This is a genomic window from Pseudoxanthomonas sp. YR558 (genome assembly GCF_900116385.1).
GTDB lineage: Bacteria > Pseudomonadota > Gammaproteobacteria > Xanthomonadales > Xanthomonadaceae > Pseudoxanthomonas_A.
The window spans coordinates 1,201,181-1,217,384 of record NZ_FPCI01000001.1 but is presented as its reverse complement, the minus strand read 5'-3'; the positions used below and the strand labels follow the sequence as shown (position 1 = coordinate 1,217,384).

The window sequence follows — 16,204 nt, the reverse complement described above, 5'->3', positions numbered from 1 at the left end:
TAGGCTCAGGGTTCGCCCGCTTCCTGCAATCTCAACGCGCGGGCCGCCTGTTCTTCACTCAACGGCGGCGGTCGCGCGACGGCCGCCTGCACGGGCTCCTTCCAACCCGGAATCTTGCGCGCGCCCTTCTGTATCTGCTGCGCCGCCATGCCCGCCAGCACCGGCACGATGCCGCCGTTCTTTCCGAGTTCTTCCAGGCTGGGCGGTTCGCGCCAGGCGTCGCCGAGGCCGCCGGTTTCCACTTCTATGGGGTTCCGGAAGCGATAGAGATCCACCACTTCTTCCGGGTCCGGCCGGACGACCATGGTTTCCAGCGTGGTCGCCGAGGCGTCGTCTTTCGGTGTGTCGTCCGCGCCCGCGGCGTCCTGGGCCACCGCACGCGATGCCGCCAGCCACAGCGCGGCCATGAAGGGCAGGCGCACGCTCAGCCGCCGCGCTGCGGTTTGATCGGCTTGAGGACGCCGTAGCGTTCCTTGTGCAGCTTGCCCCGCAGCGGTGGCAGGCCCAGCGGTTCGACCGGCACCTGGGTATCGGGCAGGCGGTCGAGCAGGTCGCGGATCAGGGTCAGGCGGCCCACGCGCTGGTCGTTGAAATCCACCAGCGTCCACGGGGCATTGGCCGTGTGCGTGGCCTTGAGCATCGCTTCGCGCGCGGCGGTGTAGTCGGCGTACTTCTCGCGCGCCTTCAGGTCGATGGGCGACAGCTTCCAGCTCTTCAGCGGCTCTTCGGCACGTTCGGCGAAACGTTCTTCCTGCTGCGCCTGGTCCACGCAGAGCCAGTACTTGAACAACAGGATGCCGTCGTCGGTGATGCCACGCTCGAACACGGGCGCCTGCTGCAGGAAACGTTCGTATTGGTCGTCGGTGCAGTAGCCCATGACCTTCTCGACGCCCGCGCGGTTGTACCAGCTGCGATCGAACAACACGATCTCGCCCGCCGCCGGCAGGTGGGAGATGTAGCGCTGGAAATACCACTGCGATGCCTCGCGTTCGCTCGGCTTGGGCAGTGCCACGACGCGGCACTGGCGTGGATTGAGGTGCTCGGTGATCGCGCCGATGGCGCCGCCCTTGCCGGCGGTGTCGCGGCCTTCCATCACCACCACGATGCGTGCCCCGCAGTGCGAGGCCCAGCGGGCCATCGCCGCCAGTTCCAGTTGCAGGGGCTTGAGGCGGGCTTCGTAATCCTTGCGCTTCAACGGCTTCATCGCATCGTCCTGTGCGGCGGGGGGAAGGTCAGCGTTTGCGGCGTGAGGCGTGTCCGGCCATGCCGCGTGCGACTTCCAGCAGCGCGCCCTGCTGGCGCGTGTTGAGTGCGCGATAGGCGGCGAGCAGGTCGTGCTCGCCTTGCGTGCGTGCGGGGTCGAACGTGGAAGCGAGTTCCGACAGCAGCGCGCCGGCCGGCACGCCGAGCGCGCGGGCGAGGGCATTGAGCTGGTCGCGGCCGGGCAGCTTGTCGCCGGCCATCCAGGACTTCACCGTCGCCACGCCGGCGCGCGGGATGGCGGCGGCGAGGTCCGCGGCGGTGAGGCCGCTCGCCTTGGCGAGCAGGCGCAAGGTGGTATCAAGCGACATCGCGGATCTCCTGGCTCATTCCTTCAGGCGGGGACGCAGCGTGGCGAGGTTGCAGGGCTTGGTGCGCGCATCCAGCTGCGCGCGGATGATCCCTTCCCACGCGGTGCGGCAGGCGGACGTCGAACCCGGCAGGCAGAACAGGAAGGTCTGGTTGGCGAGCCCGGCGAACGCGCGCGATTGCAACGACGAGGTGCCGATCTCTTCGAAGCTGATCTGCCGGAACAGTTCGCCGAAGCCCGGCATCTCCTTGTCCAGCAGCGGCAGCAGCGCTTCGGGCGTGGAGTCGCGGCCGGTGAAGCCGGTGCCACCGGTGACCAGGATGCCGTCGACGGCGGGATCGGCGATCCACTGCGACACCTGCGCGCGCAGGCGGTAACGGTCGTCGGGCAGCAGCGCACGGGCATGCAGGTGATGGCCTTCGTTCGCGAGCGCATCGACCAGGTAATCGCCGGAGCGATCCTCGGCCAGGCTGCGGCTGTCCGACACGGTCAGCACGCACAACTGCAAGGGAATCAGTTCATCGGCATGGCTCATGCCGCGCAGGGTAACGCAATCGCGCGTCAGCGGAGCGGCAGGCGATAACGCAGTGTGCCGTCGTACAGCGTCCAGCCCATCGCGTGGTACAGGGCCTGCGCCGTGCGGTTGTCGTGGTCGGTTTCCAGCTCCAGCCGCAAGGCGCCGTCCGCGCGCGCGAAGTCGGCGGCGGCCGTCAGCAGGGCGCGCGCCACGCCACCGCGACGTGCCTCGGGCAGCACCAGCAGGTCGTTGAGGATCCACACGTGGGTGGCGCTGACGGACGAGAACGCGGGGTACAACTGGACGAAGCCGACGGCCTTGCCGTCATCGAGGGCAAGCAGGATCACCGACTGCGCGCGCGCGATCCGCGCCTGGATGAAATCGCGCGCGAGTGCGGGCTCCGACGGCTTGCCGTAGAACACGCGATAGGTATCGAACAACGGCGCCACGAGATCCAGGTCGGCCGAGGTCGCGCGGCGGATATCGAGGGTCATGGTGCCTCCGACAGGCGGGCCAGTTCGTCGGCCAGGTGCTCGCGGCCGAGGCGGTCGATCAGGTCGTCCAGGTCGCCCTGGATGATGTTGGGCAGATCGTAGAGCGTGAGGCCTTCGACGCGGTGATCAGTGATGCGACCCTGCGGGAAGTTGTAGGTGCGGATGCGCTGGCTGCGGTCGCCGCTGCCGACCTGCAGGCGGCGCGATTCGGCCTGCGCGGCCTGTTGCTTGCTGCGCTCGGCATCCAGCAACTGCGCCTTCAGCCGCTTCATCGCCTTGTCGCGGTTGGCGTGCTGGCTGCGCTCGGTCTGGCACTCCACCACCACGCCGGTGGGCACGTGGGTGATGCGGATCGCCGATTCGGTCTTGTTGACGTGCTGGCCGCCCGCGCCGGAGGAGCGGAAGGTGTCGACCTTCAGGTCGGCGGGGTTGATCGTGATGTCGTCCACTTCCTCGACATCCGGAATGATCGCCACCGTCGCCGCGGAGGTATGGATGCGGCCCTGCGATTCGGTTTCCGGCACGCGCTGGACGCGGTGGGTGCCGGATTCGAACTTGAGTTTGGAATACGCGCCGCGGCCGACCACGCGGGCGACGACTTCCTTGTAGCCGCCATGCTCGCCGGGATTGTCGGATTCGACGTCGACCTTCCAGCCCTGGCGTTCGGCGTAGCGGGCGTACATGCGGAACAGGTCGCCGGCGAAGATCGCCGCTTCGTCGCCGCCGGTGCCGGCACGCACTTCGAGGAACAGGTTGCCTTCGTCGCGACTGTCGCGCGGCACCAGCAACAGCATCAGTTCGCCATCCAGTTCGCTCAGGCGCGCTTGCGCGGCGGCGATCTCTTCCTCGGCGAGGTCGGCCAGTTCCGGGTCGTTGCGCATCGCCTGTGCGGCGACGAGGTCGGCGCGCGCGCGCTGCTCGTCGGCCAGGGCGACGGCCACCGGTTCCAGTTGGGCGAATTCGCGCGAGAAGTTGCGGAAGCGCTCGACGTCGCCGATCACGCCGGGATCGGCAAGGAGGCGTTCGAGTTCTTCGCGGCGTTCGGCCAACGCTTCGAGCTTACGGCGCAGCGTCGGCGTCATCGTCTTTCTTCAGGTGCGAATACGGGGCGTGCACCGGGAACAACCGGTCGGCGGCGCGGGTCAGCTCGGCGTCGCCGCTCAGCGCCGCTTCGCGCAGCGCGGCGGTGGGCGGGTGCAGCAGGCGGTTGGTCAGCGTATGGGCGAGGAATTCCAGCACCTGCTCCGGCTCGCGGCCGTTGGCCAGTTGCTGGCGCGCCTTGGCCAGCACGTCCTCGCGCGTGGATTCGCCCAGCGCGCGCAGGCGCTTGAGCGGCTCGGTGCGGGTGCCGGCCTGCAGCGTTTCCATGAAGCGGCCGACCTGCACGTCGATGATCGCCTCGGCGGCGTCGGCGGCTTCGCGCCGGCCGCGGCGGTTGTCTTCGACCGCGCGCTCCAGGTCGTCCACGGTGTAGAGGTAGGCGTCGCGCAGGTCCGCCACGGAGGCTTCGATGTCGCGCGGCACGGCCAGGTCGAACAGCAGCATCGGCTTGTGCTTGCGCTTGGCCAGCGCGGCGGACACCTGCGCCTGCAACACCACCGGTTCGCGCGCGGCGGTGGCGGAGAACACCACGTCGGCTTCGGCCAGGTGGCGGTCCAGTTCGGTCAGCGGCAGTGCGTAACCGCCGTGGCGCGTGGCCAGTTCCTGCGCATGCGCCAGCGTGCGGTTGGCCACCAACAGGCGGCGCACGCGCCCTTCGCTGAGGTGCTTGGCGGCCAGTTCGATGGTTTCGCCGGCACCGACCAGCAGCACGGTGGATTCGCTGAGCCGGGCGAACGCGTTCTGCGCCAGACGAACGGCGGCGGAGGCGACCGACACGGGATTCGCGCCGACGCGGGTATCGGTGCGCGCGCGCTTGGCGACGGCGAAGGTCTGCTGGAACAGGCGGTCCAAGCGATTGCCCAGCGCGCCGTGTTCGCGCGCGGTGGACCACGCGTCCTTCACCTGGCCCAGGATCTGCGGCTCGCCCAACACCATCGAGTCCAGCCCCGTCGCCACCCGGAACAGATGGCGTACGGCATCGGCATCACGGTGGCGGTACAGGTAGCCGTCGAGGCCGTCGGCGTGCGTCGCCAGCCAGCTGGCCAGCACGTCGCCATCCTCGGCCACCGCATAGAGCTCGGTCCGGTTGCACGTGGAGAGCAGGGCGGCCTCGGCCACGTTCGGCAGCGCACGCAGCGACGACAGCGCATGCGCCACCGTGCCGGCGTCGAACGCCACCCGTTCGCGCAGGTCGACCGGCGCGGTCTGGTGGTTCAATCCGAGGACCCACAACGTCATCGTTCAGGTGCTTGCAGTAAGCTGCTGGCTCATCAGGGCCGCCATTTTACGGCCGACATGACCTTCATGCCCGAAATGATTCGCACCACGCTGGCCGTGCTGGTCCTGGGGGCGTTGGCCCCGATGGCAATGGCGGCGCCTTCCGCCGCGCGCGCCGAGAAGGATGACGCGCTGACCACGGTCATGGCCGGTGAATTCGCCCTGCAGGCCGGCCAACTGCCGGATGCTTCCCGCTGGTACCTCGAAGCGGCCCGCCAGGACGACGATGCCGGCCTGGCCGAGCGCGCCACCCGCATCGCCTTGCTGGCCAAGGACGACGCGCGCGCCGCCGAGGCCATCAAGTTGTGGCGCGCCCGCTCGCCCCGCACGCTGGCGCTTCGCGGTGCGGAGGCGACGCTCGCCCTTCGCCAGGGGCAGGCCAGGGTGGCGCGGCGCGAACTGGCCTCGCTGATGAAGGAGCCCGACGAACTGGGCTGGCGCCATGCGCTGACGGCGCTGGCCAGTGGCGGCAAGGATCCTCAACTGGCGGCGCGCCTCCTGCGCGAACTCGTCGACGATGGCGCGATCCCCGGCACGTTGCAGGCGTGGCTGGCCTTCACCGGCCTGGCCCAGCAGCTGGACCAGCCGGCGCTGGCCGAGCGCATGGTGGCCGACGTGGTAAAGCGCTTCTCGGGCGAGCCCCAGGTCGCGTTGCTGCAGGCCAGCCAGTTCATCCAGGCCGACCGCAAGGACGAAGCGCGCAAGGTGTTGGACGGCCTGTTGCCCAAGGCGGCGGACGACAGCGGGCTGCGCCTCAAGCTGGCCGAAGAGTACGACCGTTTGGGCGATTCGGCGGCCGCTTCGCGTGCGCTGGGCCAGGGACCGCAGGACACGCTGACCTACGGTCTGCGCGCGCGGCTGCTGGCGAAGGCTGAGGACTCGGAAGCGCTCGCCGCGCTGTATGAAGAAGTGAAGAAGACCGCGAACGGCACGAACCAGCCGACCGAGTTCAGCCCGGACCGTCGGTTGTTGCTGGGCCAGATGGCCGAATTCCTCAAGCGGCACGACGAGGCGCTCGCCTGGTACCGCAGCGTGCCGGCGGGCGAACAGCGGTCCGAGGCCCGGTTGCGCGCGATCTCGGCGCTCTTCGACCTTGATCGCAAAGAGGAAGCTTTCGCCGAAGCGCGCAAGCTGCAGGCCGATGCGAGCGTCGAGGATGGCGCGCGCCGCGACGCCTATCTGATGGAAGCCGAGCTGCGCCAGAAGGACGGGCAGGTCGAGGGAGAACTCGACGTGTTCGCGCGCGGGTTGGCGGCGTATCCGGACGATCTCGCGCTGCTCTATTCGCGTGGCCTGGCGTGGGAGCGGCGCGACAGCATCGAGCACGCCGAAGCCGACTTCCGCCGCATCCTGGTGATCGAGCCGGACAACGTGGCCGCTCTGAATGCGTTGGGATACACACTGGCCGACCGCACGACGCGTTACCAGGAAGCGTTGGAACTCATCGATCGCGCACGCACTGCGGCGCCAGACGATGCCGCGATCATCGACAGCTATGGCTGGGTGCTCTACCGGTTGGGCCGCAATGCCGAAGCGCTGGTTGAGCTGCGCCGTGCCTTCACGATGCAGAAGGATGCCGAAATCGCCGCCCACGTCGCCGAGGTGTTGTGGGTGATGGGGCAGAAGGATGAGGCGCGCCGGTTCTTCGAAGAGGCGCGCAAGATCGATCCCGACAACCGCTCGCTGCAACGGGCGCTGGAGAAGACGGGCGCATGAGTGTTTCTCGAATCCTCGTGGCAGGGCTGTTCGCCCTGTTGATAGCCGGCTGCGCCACGCGCGGGCCGGCGTCCGATGCGCCGGTGTTGCGCGATCCCGCAGCCTTGGCCGCCGCGCGCAGCGCGCAGGCCGAACGCCAGGCCTGGCTGGAGAAACACACGGCATGGTCGTTCTCCGGCCGCGTGGCCGTGAACGCCAACGGGAAAGGCGGCAGCGGCCGGATCGATTGGCAGCAGGGCGCGTCGGCCTACGAGGTCGCGCTGAGTGCGCCGGTGACGCGGCAGAGCTGGCGCCTGAGTGGCGATACAGGCTCGGGCGGCGGGCGTCTAGAAGGACTCGAAGGCGGCACCCGTGAGGGCGCCGACGCCGAGGGCTTGCTCCGGGAGGCGACCGGCTGGGACATTCCGGTGGCCTCGATGGCGCAGTGGGCGCGGGGGCTGGAAGATCCGGCGGTAGCGACCGGGGCAGCCGATTACGGCGCCGATGGCCGTCTGCGCACGCTCCGCCAGCGCGGCTGGCGGGTGGACTATATGGAGTGGAGTCCCGCCGAGGCCGGCCAGCCAGCGATGCCGCGCCGGATCGAGGCGCGGCGCGAGGGCGCCACGGTGAAGCTCGCCATCGACCAGTGGCAGCTGGCGTCGCCGTGACCCGCTTCCCCGCGGACCAGGGCTGGTCGGCCTGGCCGGCCCCCGCGAAACTGAACCTGTTCCTCCAGATCACGGGGCGGCGAGCCGACGGCTACCACCTGCTGCAGACCGTGTTCCGGATCCTGGCGTGGGGTGACACCGTGTACCTCAGGCTGCGCAACGACGATCAGGTGCGCCGTGTCGGCGACTCGGTCCCGGGCGTGACCGAAGCCGACGACCTGTTGGTTCGGGCGGCGAAACTGCTTCAATCTGAAGCCAATGTCGCCAAAGGTGTCGATATCGGCATCGAAAAGCGGATTCCTGCGGGTGGGGGATTCGGCGGCGGGTCGTCGGACGCTGCGACTGTCCTGGTCGCGCTGGACCGGCTTTGGGGCACCCATCTGGGCATGGAGCGGCTTGCGGGCCTTGGCCTGCTCCTGGGGGCCGATGTTCCGGTCTTCGTCCGCGGTGAGAACGCCTGGGCGGAAGGGGTAGGCGAGGTGCTGGCCCCTCTGGACCTGCCGCCGGCCTGGTATCTGGTCGCTGATCCGGGGGTCCATGTCCCCACGGCAGGGCTGTTCCAGTCTCCGGATTTGACGCGTGATGCTGCACCCGCGAAAATATCGGACTTCGTTTCGGGATCATTGCTCGGCAATGCGTTCGAGCCGGTCGTGCGTCGCCGTGAATCTGCCATCGAGGCAGTGTTTTCGGCCCTTTCGCACGTCGGCCGCCCGCGTCTGACCGGCTCCGGCGGCGGCTGCTTTGTGGAGTTCGCCAACCGGGCCGCCGCCGAGGATGCGCTGGTGTCCCTGCCTGCCGGGCTTCGTGCCTGGGTGGCGGAGGGCGCGGCGCGCTCGCCGCTGCTGGATGCGCTGGCGCAGGTTCGCGGGACGGAGAAAAACGCCTAGGGGCGTCGCCAAGTGGTTAAGGCACCGGGTTTTGATCCCGGCATTCGTAGGTTCGAATCCTTCCGCCCCTGCCAATCCATAGTCCAGCCGCATCCGCCGAGACGACCATGCAAGACGAACGTAACCTGCTTGTGTTCTCCGGCAACGCCAACAAGCCGTTGGCGAACAGCATCTGCCGCGAGCTGGGCGTGCGTCCCGGCAAGGCGCTGGTGTCCCGGTTCTCCGACGGCGAAGTGCAGGTGGAGATCCAGGAAAACGTGCGCCGGCAGGAAGTGTTCGTCGTGCAGCCGACCTGTGCGCCGAGCGCCGAGAACCTGGTGGAGCTGCTGGTCCTGATCGACGCGCTGAAGCGCGCATCGGCCAGCAGCGTCACCGCGGTGGTGCCGTATTTCGGCTACGCGCGCCAGGATCGCCGCATGCGCTCTTCGCGCGTGCCGATCACGGCGAAGGTGGCGGCGAAGATGTTCGGTGCGGTCAGCGCGGATCGCGTGCTGACGGTCGATCTGCACGCCGACCAGATCCAGGGCTTCTTCGATATTCCGGTCGACAACGTGTATGCGTCGCCGCTGCTGCTGGCCGACATCTGGCGCGCCTACGGCACGGAAAACCTGCTGGTCGTGTCGCCCGACGTGGGTGGCGTGGTCCGCGCCCGCGCGGTCGCCAAGCGCCTGGACGACGCCGACCTGGCGATCATCGACAAGCGCCGTCCGCGCGCCAACGTGGCCACGGTGATGAACATCATCGGCGACGTGGAAGGCAAGGACTGCGTGCTGGTGGACGACATCGTCGACACTGCCGGCACACTCTGCGCCGCGGCTGCGGCGCTGAAGCAGCACGGCGCCAACAAGGTGGCGGCGTACTGCACCCACCCCGTGCTCTCGGGCCCGGCAGTGGACAATCTGAACAACTCGGTGCTCGACGAACTCGTCGTCACCGACACCATCCCGCTCTCGCCGCAGGCGCAGGGCTGCAGCAAGATCCGCCAGCTGTCGGTGGCGGAACTGCTGGCGGAAACGATCCGCCGCATCGCCTTCGGCGAATCGGTCAGCTCGTTGTACGTGGATTGAGTCTCCGCCGCGCGCCGGTTCACCGGGGTGTGGCTTTTCGGGTTCATCTGGTCGCGGATGAGCCTTCATCAGATCGCCGAAAGGCGGTCCAACAACCTAGGTAGTGAAGCAAATGGCTAAGACACATGAAATCAAGGTCGAGCGCCGCGAAGACGAGGGTAAGGGTGCGAGCCGCCGCCTCCGTCACGCGGGCACCGTGCCTGCCATCGTCTACGGTGGCGAACTGAAGCCGGTCAGCATCCAGCTGAACCACAACGAAGTCTGGCTGGCCTCCCAGCACGACTGGTTCTACGCGTCGATCCTGGACCTGAGCCTCAACGGCGACATCCAGAAGGTCCTGTTGCGTGACATGCAGCGCCACCCGTTCAAGCAGCAGATCATGCACCTGGACTTCCAGCGCGTGAACGAGAACGAGACGCTGCGCACTGCGGTGCCGCTGCACTTCCTCAACGAAGACAAGTCGCCGGCCGGCAAGTCCGCCGAAGTCGTGGTCACCCACGAACTGAACGAAGTCGTCGTCGAGTGCCTGCCGAAGGACCTGCCGGAATTCATCGAGATCGACCTGGTCGACCTGGCCATCGGCGCGGTGGTCCATCTGTCGGAAGTGAAGCTGCCGGCCGGCGTCACCATTCCCGAGCTGAAGCTGGGCAAGGAACACGACGTCGCCGTCGTGATCGCCAAGCACGGCAAGGAAGAAGCCGAAGAAGCCCCGGCGGAATCGGCCGACGTGCCGGCTTCCAAGGTCGCCAAGAAGGACGACAAGTAATCGCGTGATCCTGCGCCCGCTTCGGCGGGCGCAGGTGCGCGGTGCGTCCCCCATGGCAGGCTTGCGCCTCATCGTCGGACTGGGCAATCCCGGTGCCGAACATGCCCGAACCCGGCACAACGCCGGGTTCCATTTTGTCGACGCCCTGGCGGAGCGGCAGGGTGAGCGGTTCGGCCTGGACAGCAAGCTGTTCGGCGAAACGGCCAAGATCATCGTGGCGGGGCAGCCGGTCTGGCTGCTCAAGCCTGCCACGTACATGAATCTGAGCGGCAAGTCGGTCGCCGCCGCGCTGCGCTTCTGGAAGATCGCGCCGGAAGAGGCATTGCTGGCGCACGACGAGCTCGATCTGGCGCCGGGCGCCGCACGCTTGAAGTTCGACGGCGGCCATGGCGGCCAGAACGGATTGCGCGACACCATGCAGCACCTGGGGCATGGCAAGTTTCATCGCCTGCGGATCGGCATCGGCCATCCCGGGCACAAGGATCGCGTCACCGGGTGGGTGCTCGGCAAGCCGGGCAAGGACGACGAAATCCTGATCGCGCGCGCCATCGACGATGCGATGGATGCATTGCCGCTGGCGGTGCAGGGCGATTTCAACGAAGCGATGAAGCGGTTGCACACCTCCAAGGCCTGAGGGTTGATTGGGGATTCGGGATTCCGGCTTTGCCGCGAGTGCCGAATCCCGAATCATCAAGACGGATTCACGATATGGGCATCAAATGCGGCATCGTCGGCCTGCCGAACGTCGGCAAGTCCACCCTGTTCAATGCGCTGACCAAGGCGGGTATCGCCGCGGCCAACTTCCCGTTCTGCACCATCGAGCCGAACGTAGGCGTGGTGCCGGTGCCGGACCTGCGCCTCAATCAGCTCGCTGACATCGTCAAGCCGCAGAAGGTCATCCCGACCGCCGTGGAATTCGTCGATATCGCAGGTTTGGTGGCCGGCGCGGCCAGTGGCGAAGGCCTGGGCAACAAGTTCCTCGCGCATATCCGTGAAGTGGACGCGATCACCCACGTGGTGCGCTGCTTCGAGAACGACGACGTCATCCACGTCAACAACCGGATCGATCCGATCTCGGACATCGAGACGATCGATACCGAGCTGGCGCTGGCGGATCTGGAAAGCGTGGAAAAGGCGTTGAACCGCGCCGAGCGTTCCGCGAAGGCGGGCGAGAAGGACGCGATCGCACGCAAGCCCGTGCTGCAGAAGTTGCAGGCCGGCCTCAACGACGGCAAGCCCGGCCGTGCGCTGGGCCTGGACGACGAAGAGAAGGCGCTGGTTCGCGACCTGTTCCTGCTGACCCTGAAGCCGGTGATGTACGTGGCCAACGTGCTGGAGGACGGGTTCGAGAACAACCCGCACCTCGAGGCGGTGCGTGCCCGTGCCGTGACCGAGGGTGCCCAGGTGGTGCCGGTGTCGGCCGCCATCGAGGAAGAGCTCTCCCAGCTCGACGATGCCGACCGCGATGCGTTCCTGACCGACCTCGGACTCGACGAGCCGGGCTTGAACCGGGTGATCCGGGCCGCGTACACGCTATTGGGCCTGCAGACCTACTTCACGGCCGGCGTGAAGGAAGTGCGCGCCTGGACGGTGAAGGCCGGCTCCACGGCCCCCCAGGCGGCGGCCGTCATCCATACGGACTTCGAGAAGGGCTTCATCCGCGCCGAGACCATCGCGTTCGACGACTTCCTGAAGTATCGGGGCGAGGCGGGTGCACGCGACGCCGGCCGGCTGCGGCTGGAAGGCAAGGAGTACCGCGTGCAGGAAGGCGACGTCCTCCATTTCCGATTCAACGTCTGAGAAAAAAGTGCGTCGGGCGCGTTGACAGACGGGTCCGCACACGCCAAAATCTCGGGCTGTTTCACCCTGGTTTGATTTGGCCGCCTGGCCGGTCAGTCCGGTGATCCCGGAGGGATACCCAAGCGGCCAACGGGGGCAGACTGTAAATCTGCTGGCTTACGCCTTCGGTGGTTCGAATCCACCTCCCTCCACCAGTTTTTCGTTGTTGTTTTGAGTTGTAGTGGTCTCCCGGTGCGGGAGTAGTTCAATGGTAGAACTGTAGCCTTCCAAGCTACTAGTGCGGGTTCGATTCCCGTCTCCCGCTCCACTGAACGCCAGTACAGGGTCTGCAGCAAGTCCAGGCAACACCAAACGGTTTCACGCTCACGTAGCTCAGTCGGTAGAGCACCTCCTTGGTAAGGAGGAGGTCGAAGGTTCGATTCCTTTCGTGAGCACCACTTCCCATTGACGATTCACTCGAGAACTAGCAGCCATGGCAAAGGGTAAATTCGAACGCACCAAGCCGCACGTGAACGTGGGCACGATTGGTCACGTTGACCACGGCAAGACGACGCTGACGGCGGCGCTGACGAAGATCGGCGCGGAGCGTTTCGGTGGCGAGTTCAAGGCATACGACGCGATCGACGCGGCGCCGGAAGAGAAGGCGCGCGGCATCACGATTTCGACGGCGCACGTGGAATATGAATCTGCTTCGCGCCACTACGCGCACGTGGATTGCCCGGGCCACGCCGACTACGTGAAGAACATGATCACCGGTGCTGCCCAGATGGACGGCGCGATCCTGGTGTGCTCGGCCGCTGACGGCCCGATGCCGCAGACGCGCGAGCACATCCTGCTGTCGCGCCAGGTCGGCGTGCCGTACATCGTCGTGTTCCTGAACAAGGCCGACATGGTGGACGACGCCGAGCTGCTGGAGCTGGTGGAGATGGAAGTCCGTGAACTGCTGAGCAAGTACGAGTTCCCGGGCGACGACACCCCGATCATCTCGGGCTCGGCCCGTCTGGCGCTGGAAGGCGACCAGAGCGAGATCGGCGTGCCGGCGATCCTGAAGCTGGTCGATGCGCTGGACACCTGGATCCCGACCCCGGAGCGTGACGTCGACAAGCCGTTCCTGATGCCGGTGGAAGACGTGTTCTCGATCTCGGGCCGCGGCACCGTGGTGACCGGCCGTATCGAGCGCGGCGTGATCAAGGTGGGCGAGGAAATCGAAATCGTCGGTATCCGTCCGACCCAGAAGACCACGGTCACGGGCGTGGAAATGTTCCGCAAGCTGCTGGATCAGGGCCAGGCGGGCGACAACGCCGGTCTACTGCTGCGCGGCACCAAGCGTGACGACGTGGAGCGTGGCCAGGTGCTGGCCAAGCCGGGTTCGATCACCCCGCACACCGAGTTCGAGTCCGAAGTCTATGTGCTGAGCAAGGACGAAGGCGGCCGTCACACCCCGTTCTTCAAGGGCTACCGTCCGCAGTTCTACTTCCGCACGACCGACATCACGGGCGCCGTGACCCTGCCGGAAGGCGTGGAGATGGTGATGCCGGGCGACAACATCAAGATGGTGGTCACCCTGATCAACCCGGTAGCGATGGACGAAGGCCTGCGTTTCGCGATCCGCGAAGGCGGCCGTACGGTCGGCGCCGGCGTGGTGGCCAAGATCATCAAGTAAGCCCCTGCGGTCCCGGCGACGGGTTCGCCGGATAGCGCGAAGGGCGGGCCGGAACCTCGGTCCGCCTTCGCCGTCTAAGGGAAGGTTGTAGCTGTATCGATACGCCAGTAGCTCAATTGGCAGAGCAGCGGTCTCCAAAACCGCAGGTTGGGGGTTCGAGTCCCTCCTGGCGTGCCACTTCCTTCCCCGCGGAGTGCGGGATTCCCGCCACTCCCTCCAGAGCAAAAGAGCGACACTGACTTGAACAGCAAGGTCGAACAATCCAAAGCGACCGCCACCTCCGCGGGCGATATCGCCAAGTACGTGCTGGCGCTTGCGCTGGTCGTGGCGGGCCTGGTGGCCTGGTGGTTCTTTAATGGCCAATGGGCCACGCCGCTGCGTTCGCTCGCTGTGGTTGCGGGCCTCGTGCTGGGCGCCCTGGTGTTCCTGGGTACCGCTAAGGGCCGCGATACGCGCGAGTTCCTGGCTGAGTCCCGCTTCGAGCTGCGCAAAGTCGTGTGGCCGACCCGCGAAGAGGCGACCCGCACGACGTGGGTGGTCATCGTGGTGGTCATCCTGCTCAGCCTGATCCTGGCCGGCTTCGATTTCGCCATCCAGAAGGCGATCGAGCTGTTCTTGAATTTTGGCCGTTAAGGAGAGCGCCTCAGTGAAGCGTTGGTATGTCGTCCATGCTTATTCGGGCTTCGAGAAGTCGGTAGCCCAGGCCCTGCGTGACCGCATCGTCCGCGACAGCATGCAGGAGAAGTTCGGCGACGTACTGGTCCCGACCGAAGAGGTCGTGGAAATGCGCTCCGGCCAGAAGCGTCGTTCCGAGCGCAAGTTCTTCCCCGGCTACGTGCTGGTGCAGATCGAGACCCACGACGAAGGCGGCATCCCGCGCATGGACAGCGAGAGCTGGCACCTTGTGAAGGACACCTCCAAGGTGTTGGGTTTCATCGGCGGCACCGCCGACCGCCCCCTGCCGATCCGCGACGAGGAAGCTGCGGCCATCCTCGACCGCGTCCAGGAAGGCGTCGAAAAGCCGAAGCCGAAGGTCCTGTTCGAGCCGGGCGAGATGGTGCGCGTCACCGATGGCCCGTTCAACGACTTCAACGGCGTGGTCGAGGAAGTCAATTACGAGAAGAGCCGCCTGCGCGTCGCAGTGCTGATCTTCGGCCGCTCCACCCCGGTGGAGCTGGAATTCGGACAGGTCGAGAAGGCCTGATCCGGTGGCCGGGCCCGCTCGAGCGGGCCCGCCAAAACCCTGTTATACTGCGCGGCTCCCTGAACGGCTGGCCGGGCAGGAGCCGTGGCCGCCTTTGGGCGGCCGTTGGCGCGTTCGAGATACGCGATGCCGGGACGCGTGATTTTCCCGGTCCGATGGGGAGCCTTCACAGGCGCTAGCACCCGGAGAGTACTCACATGGCAAAGAAAGTTGTCGGTTACATCAAGCTGCAGGTGAAGGCCGGTCAGGCCAACCCCTCGCCGCCGGTCGGTCCTGCGCTGGGTCAGCGCGGCCTGAACATCATGGAATTCTGCAAGGCGTTCAATGCCGCCACGCAGAAGCTGGAGCCGGGTCTGCCGATTCCGGTGGTCATCACGGCCTATTCCGACCGTACCTTCACCTTCATCACGAAGACGCCCCCGGCGTCGATCCTGCTGAAGAAGGCCGTCGGCATCACGTCCGGCTCCAAGCGCCCGAACACCGAGAAGGTGGGCAAGGTCACCCGCAAGCAGCTCGAGGACATCGCCAAGGCGAAGGAACCCGACCTGACCGCGGCCGACCTGGACGCAGCGGTGCGCACGATCGCGGGTTCCGCCCGCTCCATGGGCCTGACGGTAGAGGGTTAAGAGATGGCACAGAACAAGCGACAGAAGGCCATCCTGGCCGCCGTGACCCCCGGCAAGGCATACGCCATTGACGAGGCCCTGAAGATCATCAAGACCGCGGTCAAGTCCAAGTTCGTCGAGTCCGTGGACGTCGCCGTGCGCCTGGGCGTGGACGCCAAGAAGTCCGACCAGCAGGTGCGCGGCTCCACCGTGCTGCCCGCCGGTACCGGCAAGTCGGTCCGCGTGGCGGTGTTCGCCCCGGCCGGCGCGAAGGCTGACGAAGCCGCCGCCGCTGGCGCCGAAGCCGTCGGCATGGACGACCTGGCCGAGAAGATGCTCGCCGGCGACATCAACTACGACGTGGTCATCGCCACGCCGGACGCGATGCGCGTGGTCGGCAAGCTGGGTACGGTCCTGGGCCCGCGCGGCCTGATGCCGAACCCGAAGGTCGGCACCGTGTCGCCGAACCCTGCCGAGGCGGTGAAGAACGCCAAGTCGGGCCAGGTGCGCTACCGCACCGACAAGGCCGGCATCATCCATTGCACGATCGGCAAGGCGAGCTTCGACGACGAAGCGCTGAAGTCGAACCTGCAGGCGCTGCTGATCGACCTGGTGAAGGCCAAGCCGGCCACCTCGAAGGGCCAGTACCTGCAGAAGATCTCGGTCAGCTCGACCATGGGTCCCGGCGTGACCGTGGACCAGTCCTCGCTGTCCCTGAAGTAATCGCATCACCCCTGCCTCGCGACGCGGGGCAGGGCGCAACGAATTTTGAGGGCAGTCGCCCAGGCCGGGAGACCGGTGCGAGCGACAGCCGTCAAAGACCGCAGGTGCGGTCAGCGCGCAACGACGACGGGCAGGGAAGCTCGTGCTGGCAGGGAATCGCCGTCGT

19 protein-coding genes and 5 tRNA genes are annotated in these 16,204 nt (G+C 66.9%); 17 read left to right on the top strand and 7 right to left on the bottom strand.

All coding sequences use genetic code 11. From position 1 onward, the window contains the following. Positions 1-5: 5 nt before the first annotated feature. Genes BM365_RS05880 through hemA form a run of 7 tightly spaced genes read right to left on the bottom strand, consistent with a single transcriptional unit; the run spans position 6 to position 4,921 of the window. Positions 6-422, bottom strand: a complete 417-nt coding sequence (locus BM365_RS05880; protein WP_093487405.1) for a hypothetical protein — start codon at positions 420-422, stop codon at positions 6-8. A gap of 2 nt (positions 423-424) precedes the next feature. Further along, positions 425-1,204, bottom strand: coding sequence for a polyphosphate kinase 2 (gene ppk2, locus BM365_RS05875; protein WP_093487402.1), 780 nt, complete (start codon positions 1,202-1,204; stop codon positions 425-427). A gap of 28 nt (positions 1,205-1,232) precedes the next feature. Further along, positions 1,233-1,571, bottom strand: a complete 339-nt coding sequence (locus BM365_RS05870; RefSeq protein WP_093487400.1) for a helix-turn-helix domain-containing protein — start codon at positions 1,569-1,571, stop codon at positions 1,233-1,235. Between the two features lie 15 nt (positions 1,572-1,586). Beyond that, on the bottom strand, positions 1,587-2,105 hold the full coding sequence (moaB, locus tag BM365_RS05865) for a molybdenum cofactor biosynthesis protein B (protein WP_093487398.1): 519 nt from the start codon (positions 2,103-2,105) through the stop codon (positions 1,587-1,589). A 26-nt stretch (positions 2,106-2,131) separates the two neighbouring features. Then, the gene (locus tag BM365_RS05860; protein ID WP_093487396.1) at positions 2,132-2,581 is read right to left on the bottom strand and encodes a GNAT family N-acetyltransferase; all 450 of its coding nucleotides are present in this window, start codon (positions 2,579-2,581) and stop codon (positions 2,132-2,134) included. After that, positions 2,578-3,663: a peptide chain release factor 1 gene (gene prfA, locus BM365_RS05855; protein WP_093487394.1), complete on the bottom strand. Its 1,086-nt coding sequence runs from the start codon at positions 3,661-3,663 to the stop codon at positions 2,578-2,580. The genes BM365_RS05860 and prfA overlap by 4 nt, the downstream gene beginning before the upstream one ends. Then, entirely contained in the window at positions 3,641-4,921 is a 1,281-nt protein-coding gene (gene hemA, locus BM365_RS05850; protein ID WP_093487392.1) for a glutamyl-tRNA reductase, read from the bottom strand. Before hemA ends, prfA begins: the two co-directional genes overlap by 23 nt. A gap of 66 nt (positions 4,922-4,987) precedes the next feature. Between hemA and BM365_RS05845 the strand changes: the two genes are divergently transcribed. The 17 genes from BM365_RS05845 to rplA all read left to right on the top strand — a co-directional run bounded on the left by BM365_RS05845 (position 4,988) and on the right by rplA (position 16,038). After that, positions 4,988-6,676 carry a tetratricopeptide repeat protein gene (locus BM365_RS05845; RefSeq protein ID WP_093489519.1) on the top strand — a complete coding sequence of 563 codons (1,689 nt, stop codon included), beginning with the start codon at positions 4,988-4,990 and terminating at the stop codon, positions 6,674-6,676. After that, the gene (gene lolB / locus BM365_RS05840; RefSeq protein WP_093487389.1) at positions 6,673-7,323 is read left to right on the top strand and encodes a lipoprotein insertase outer membrane protein LolB; all 651 of its coding nucleotides are present in this window, start codon (positions 6,673-6,675) and stop codon (positions 7,321-7,323) included. Before BM365_RS05845 ends, lolB begins: the two co-directional genes overlap by 4 nt. Continuing rightward, positions 7,320-8,210: a 4-(cytidine 5'-diphospho)-2-C-methyl-D-erythritol kinase gene (gene ispE, locus BM365_RS05835; protein ID WP_093489517.1), complete on the top strand. Its 891-nt coding sequence runs from the start codon at positions 7,320-7,322 to the stop codon at positions 8,208-8,210. The genes lolB and ispE overlap by 4 nt, the downstream gene beginning before the upstream one ends. Further along, positions 8,209-8,284, top strand: a tRNA-Gln gene (locus tag BM365_RS05830). Before ispE ends, BM365_RS05830 begins: the two co-directional genes overlap by 2 nt. 33 nt (positions 8,285-8,317) lie before the next feature. Further along, positions 8,318-9,277: a ribose-phosphate diphosphokinase gene (locus tag BM365_RS05825; protein ID WP_055940747.1), complete on the top strand. Its 960-nt coding sequence runs from the start codon at positions 8,318-8,320 to the stop codon at positions 9,275-9,277. 112 nt (positions 9,278-9,389) lie between these two features. Beyond that, a complete protein-coding gene (locus tag BM365_RS05820; RefSeq protein WP_093487387.1) occupies positions 9,390-10,043 on the top strand; it encodes a 50S ribosomal protein L25/general stress protein Ctc in 654 nt (217 codons plus the stop codon). Positions 10,044-10,095: 52 nt separating this feature from the next. Beyond that, positions 10,096-10,677 carry an aminoacyl-tRNA hydrolase gene (gene pth / locus BM365_RS05815; protein WP_093487385.1) on the top strand — a complete coding sequence of 194 codons (582 nt, stop codon included), beginning with the start codon at positions 10,096-10,098 and terminating at the stop codon, positions 10,675-10,677. 74 nt (positions 10,678-10,751) lie between these two features. Next, positions 10,752-11,843, top strand: a complete 1,092-nt coding sequence (gene ychF / locus BM365_RS05810) for a redox-regulated ATPase YchF (RefSeq protein WP_093487383.1) — start codon at positions 10,752-10,754, stop codon at positions 11,841-11,843. Positions 11,844-11,951: 108 nt separating this feature from the next. Continuing rightward, positions 11,952-12,037 (top strand) — tRNA-Tyr (locus BM365_RS05805). A gap of 39 nt (positions 12,038-12,076) precedes the next feature. Continuing rightward, positions 12,077-12,150, top strand: a tRNA-Gly gene (locus tag BM365_RS05800). 54 nt (positions 12,151-12,204) lie between these two features. Beyond that, positions 12,205-12,280 (top strand) — tRNA-Thr (locus BM365_RS05795). A gap of 35 nt (positions 12,281-12,315) precedes the next feature. Then, positions 12,316-13,506: an elongation factor Tu gene (gene tuf / locus BM365_RS05790; protein WP_093487369.1), complete on the top strand. Its 1,191-nt coding sequence runs from the start codon at positions 12,316-12,318 to the stop codon at positions 13,504-13,506. Between the two features lie 101 nt (positions 13,507-13,607). Beyond that, a tRNA-Trp gene (locus BM365_RS05785) sits at positions 13,608-13,683 on the top strand. Positions 13,684-13,746: 63 nt separating this feature from the next. Next, complete coding sequence (gene secE / locus BM365_RS05780; RefSeq protein WP_093487381.1) at positions 13,747-14,139, top strand: preprotein translocase subunit SecE; 393 nt, start codon at positions 13,747-13,749, stop codon at positions 14,137-14,139. A gap of 13 nt (positions 14,140-14,152) precedes the next feature. Then, entirely contained in the window at positions 14,153-14,710 is a 558-nt protein-coding gene (gene nusG, locus BM365_RS05775; RefSeq protein WP_056879080.1) for a transcription termination/antitermination protein NusG, read from the top strand. 197 nt (positions 14,711-14,907) lie between these two features. Further along, positions 14,908-15,336 carry a 50S ribosomal protein L11 gene (gene rplK / locus BM365_RS05770; RefSeq protein ID WP_055945202.1) on the top strand — a complete coding sequence of 143 codons (429 nt, stop codon included), beginning with the start codon at positions 14,908-14,910 and terminating at the stop codon, positions 15,334-15,336. A 3-nt stretch (positions 15,337-15,339) separates the two neighbouring features. Next, positions 15,340-16,038 carry a 50S ribosomal protein L1 gene (gene rplA, locus BM365_RS05765; protein ID WP_093296322.1) on the top strand — a complete coding sequence of 233 codons (699 nt, stop codon included), beginning with the start codon at positions 15,340-15,342 and terminating at the stop codon, positions 16,036-16,038. Positions 16,039-16,204: the final 166 nt, after the last annotated feature.

What these genes read in the sequence shown, in the direction of transcription:
- BM365_RS05825 (WP_055940747.1), top strand. Translation starts at nt 8,318, where the DNA reads ATGCAAGACGAACGTAACCTGCTTGTGTTCTCCGGCAACGCCAACAAG.
- BM365_RS05860 (WP_093487396.1), bottom strand. Translation starts at nt 2,581, where the DNA reads ATGACCCTCGATATCCGCCGCGCGACCTCGGCCGACCTGGATCTCGTG.
- moaB (WP_093487398.1), bottom strand. Translation starts at nt 2,105, where the DNA reads ATGAGCCATGCCGATGAACTGATTCCCTTGCAGTTGTGCGTGCTGACC.
- lolB (WP_093487389.1), top strand. Translation starts at nt 6,673, where the DNA reads ATGAGTGTTTCTCGAATCCTCGTGGCAGGGCTGTTCGCCCTGTTGATA.
- ychF (WP_093487383.1), top strand. Translation starts at nt 10,752, where the DNA reads ATGGGCATCAAATGCGGCATCGTCGGCCTGCCGAACGTCGGCAAGTCC.
- ppk2 (WP_093487402.1), bottom strand. Translation starts at nt 1,204, where the DNA reads ATGAAGCCGTTGAAGCGCAAGGATTACGAAGCCCGCCTCAAGCCCCTG.
- BM365_RS05820 (WP_093487387.1), top strand. Translation starts at nt 9,390, where the DNA reads ATGGCTAAGACACATGAAATCAAGGTCGAGCGCCGCGAAGACGAGGGT.
- pth (WP_093487385.1), top strand. Translation starts at nt 10,096, where the DNA reads ATGGCAGGCTTGCGCCTCATCGTCGGACTGGGCAATCCCGGTGCCGAA.
- hemA (WP_093487392.1), bottom strand. Translation starts at nt 4,921, where the DNA reads ATGACGTTGTGGGTCCTCGGATTGAACCACCAGACCGCGCCGGTCGAC.
- rplK (WP_055945202.1), top strand. Translation starts at nt 14,908, where the DNA reads ATGGCAAAGAAAGTTGTCGGTTACATCAAGCTGCAGGTGAAGGCCGGT.
- BM365_RS05870 (WP_093487400.1), bottom strand. Translation starts at nt 1,571, where the DNA reads ATGTCGCTTGATACCACCTTGCGCCTGCTCGCCAAGGCGAGCGGCCTC.
- tuf (WP_093487369.1), top strand. Translation starts at nt 12,316, where the DNA reads ATGGCAAAGGGTAAATTCGAACGCACCAAGCCGCACGTGAACGTGGGC.
- BM365_RS05845 (WP_093489519.1), top strand. Translation starts at nt 4,988, where the DNA reads ATGCCCGAAATGATTCGCACCACGCTGGCCGTGCTGGTCCTGGGGGCG.
- prfA (WP_093487394.1), bottom strand. Translation starts at nt 3,663, where the DNA reads ATGACGCCGACGCTGCGCCGTAAGCTCGAAGCGTTGGCCGAACGCCGC.
- rplA (WP_093296322.1), top strand. Translation starts at nt 15,340, where the DNA reads ATGGCACAGAACAAGCGACAGAAGGCCATCCTGGCCGCCGTGACCCCC.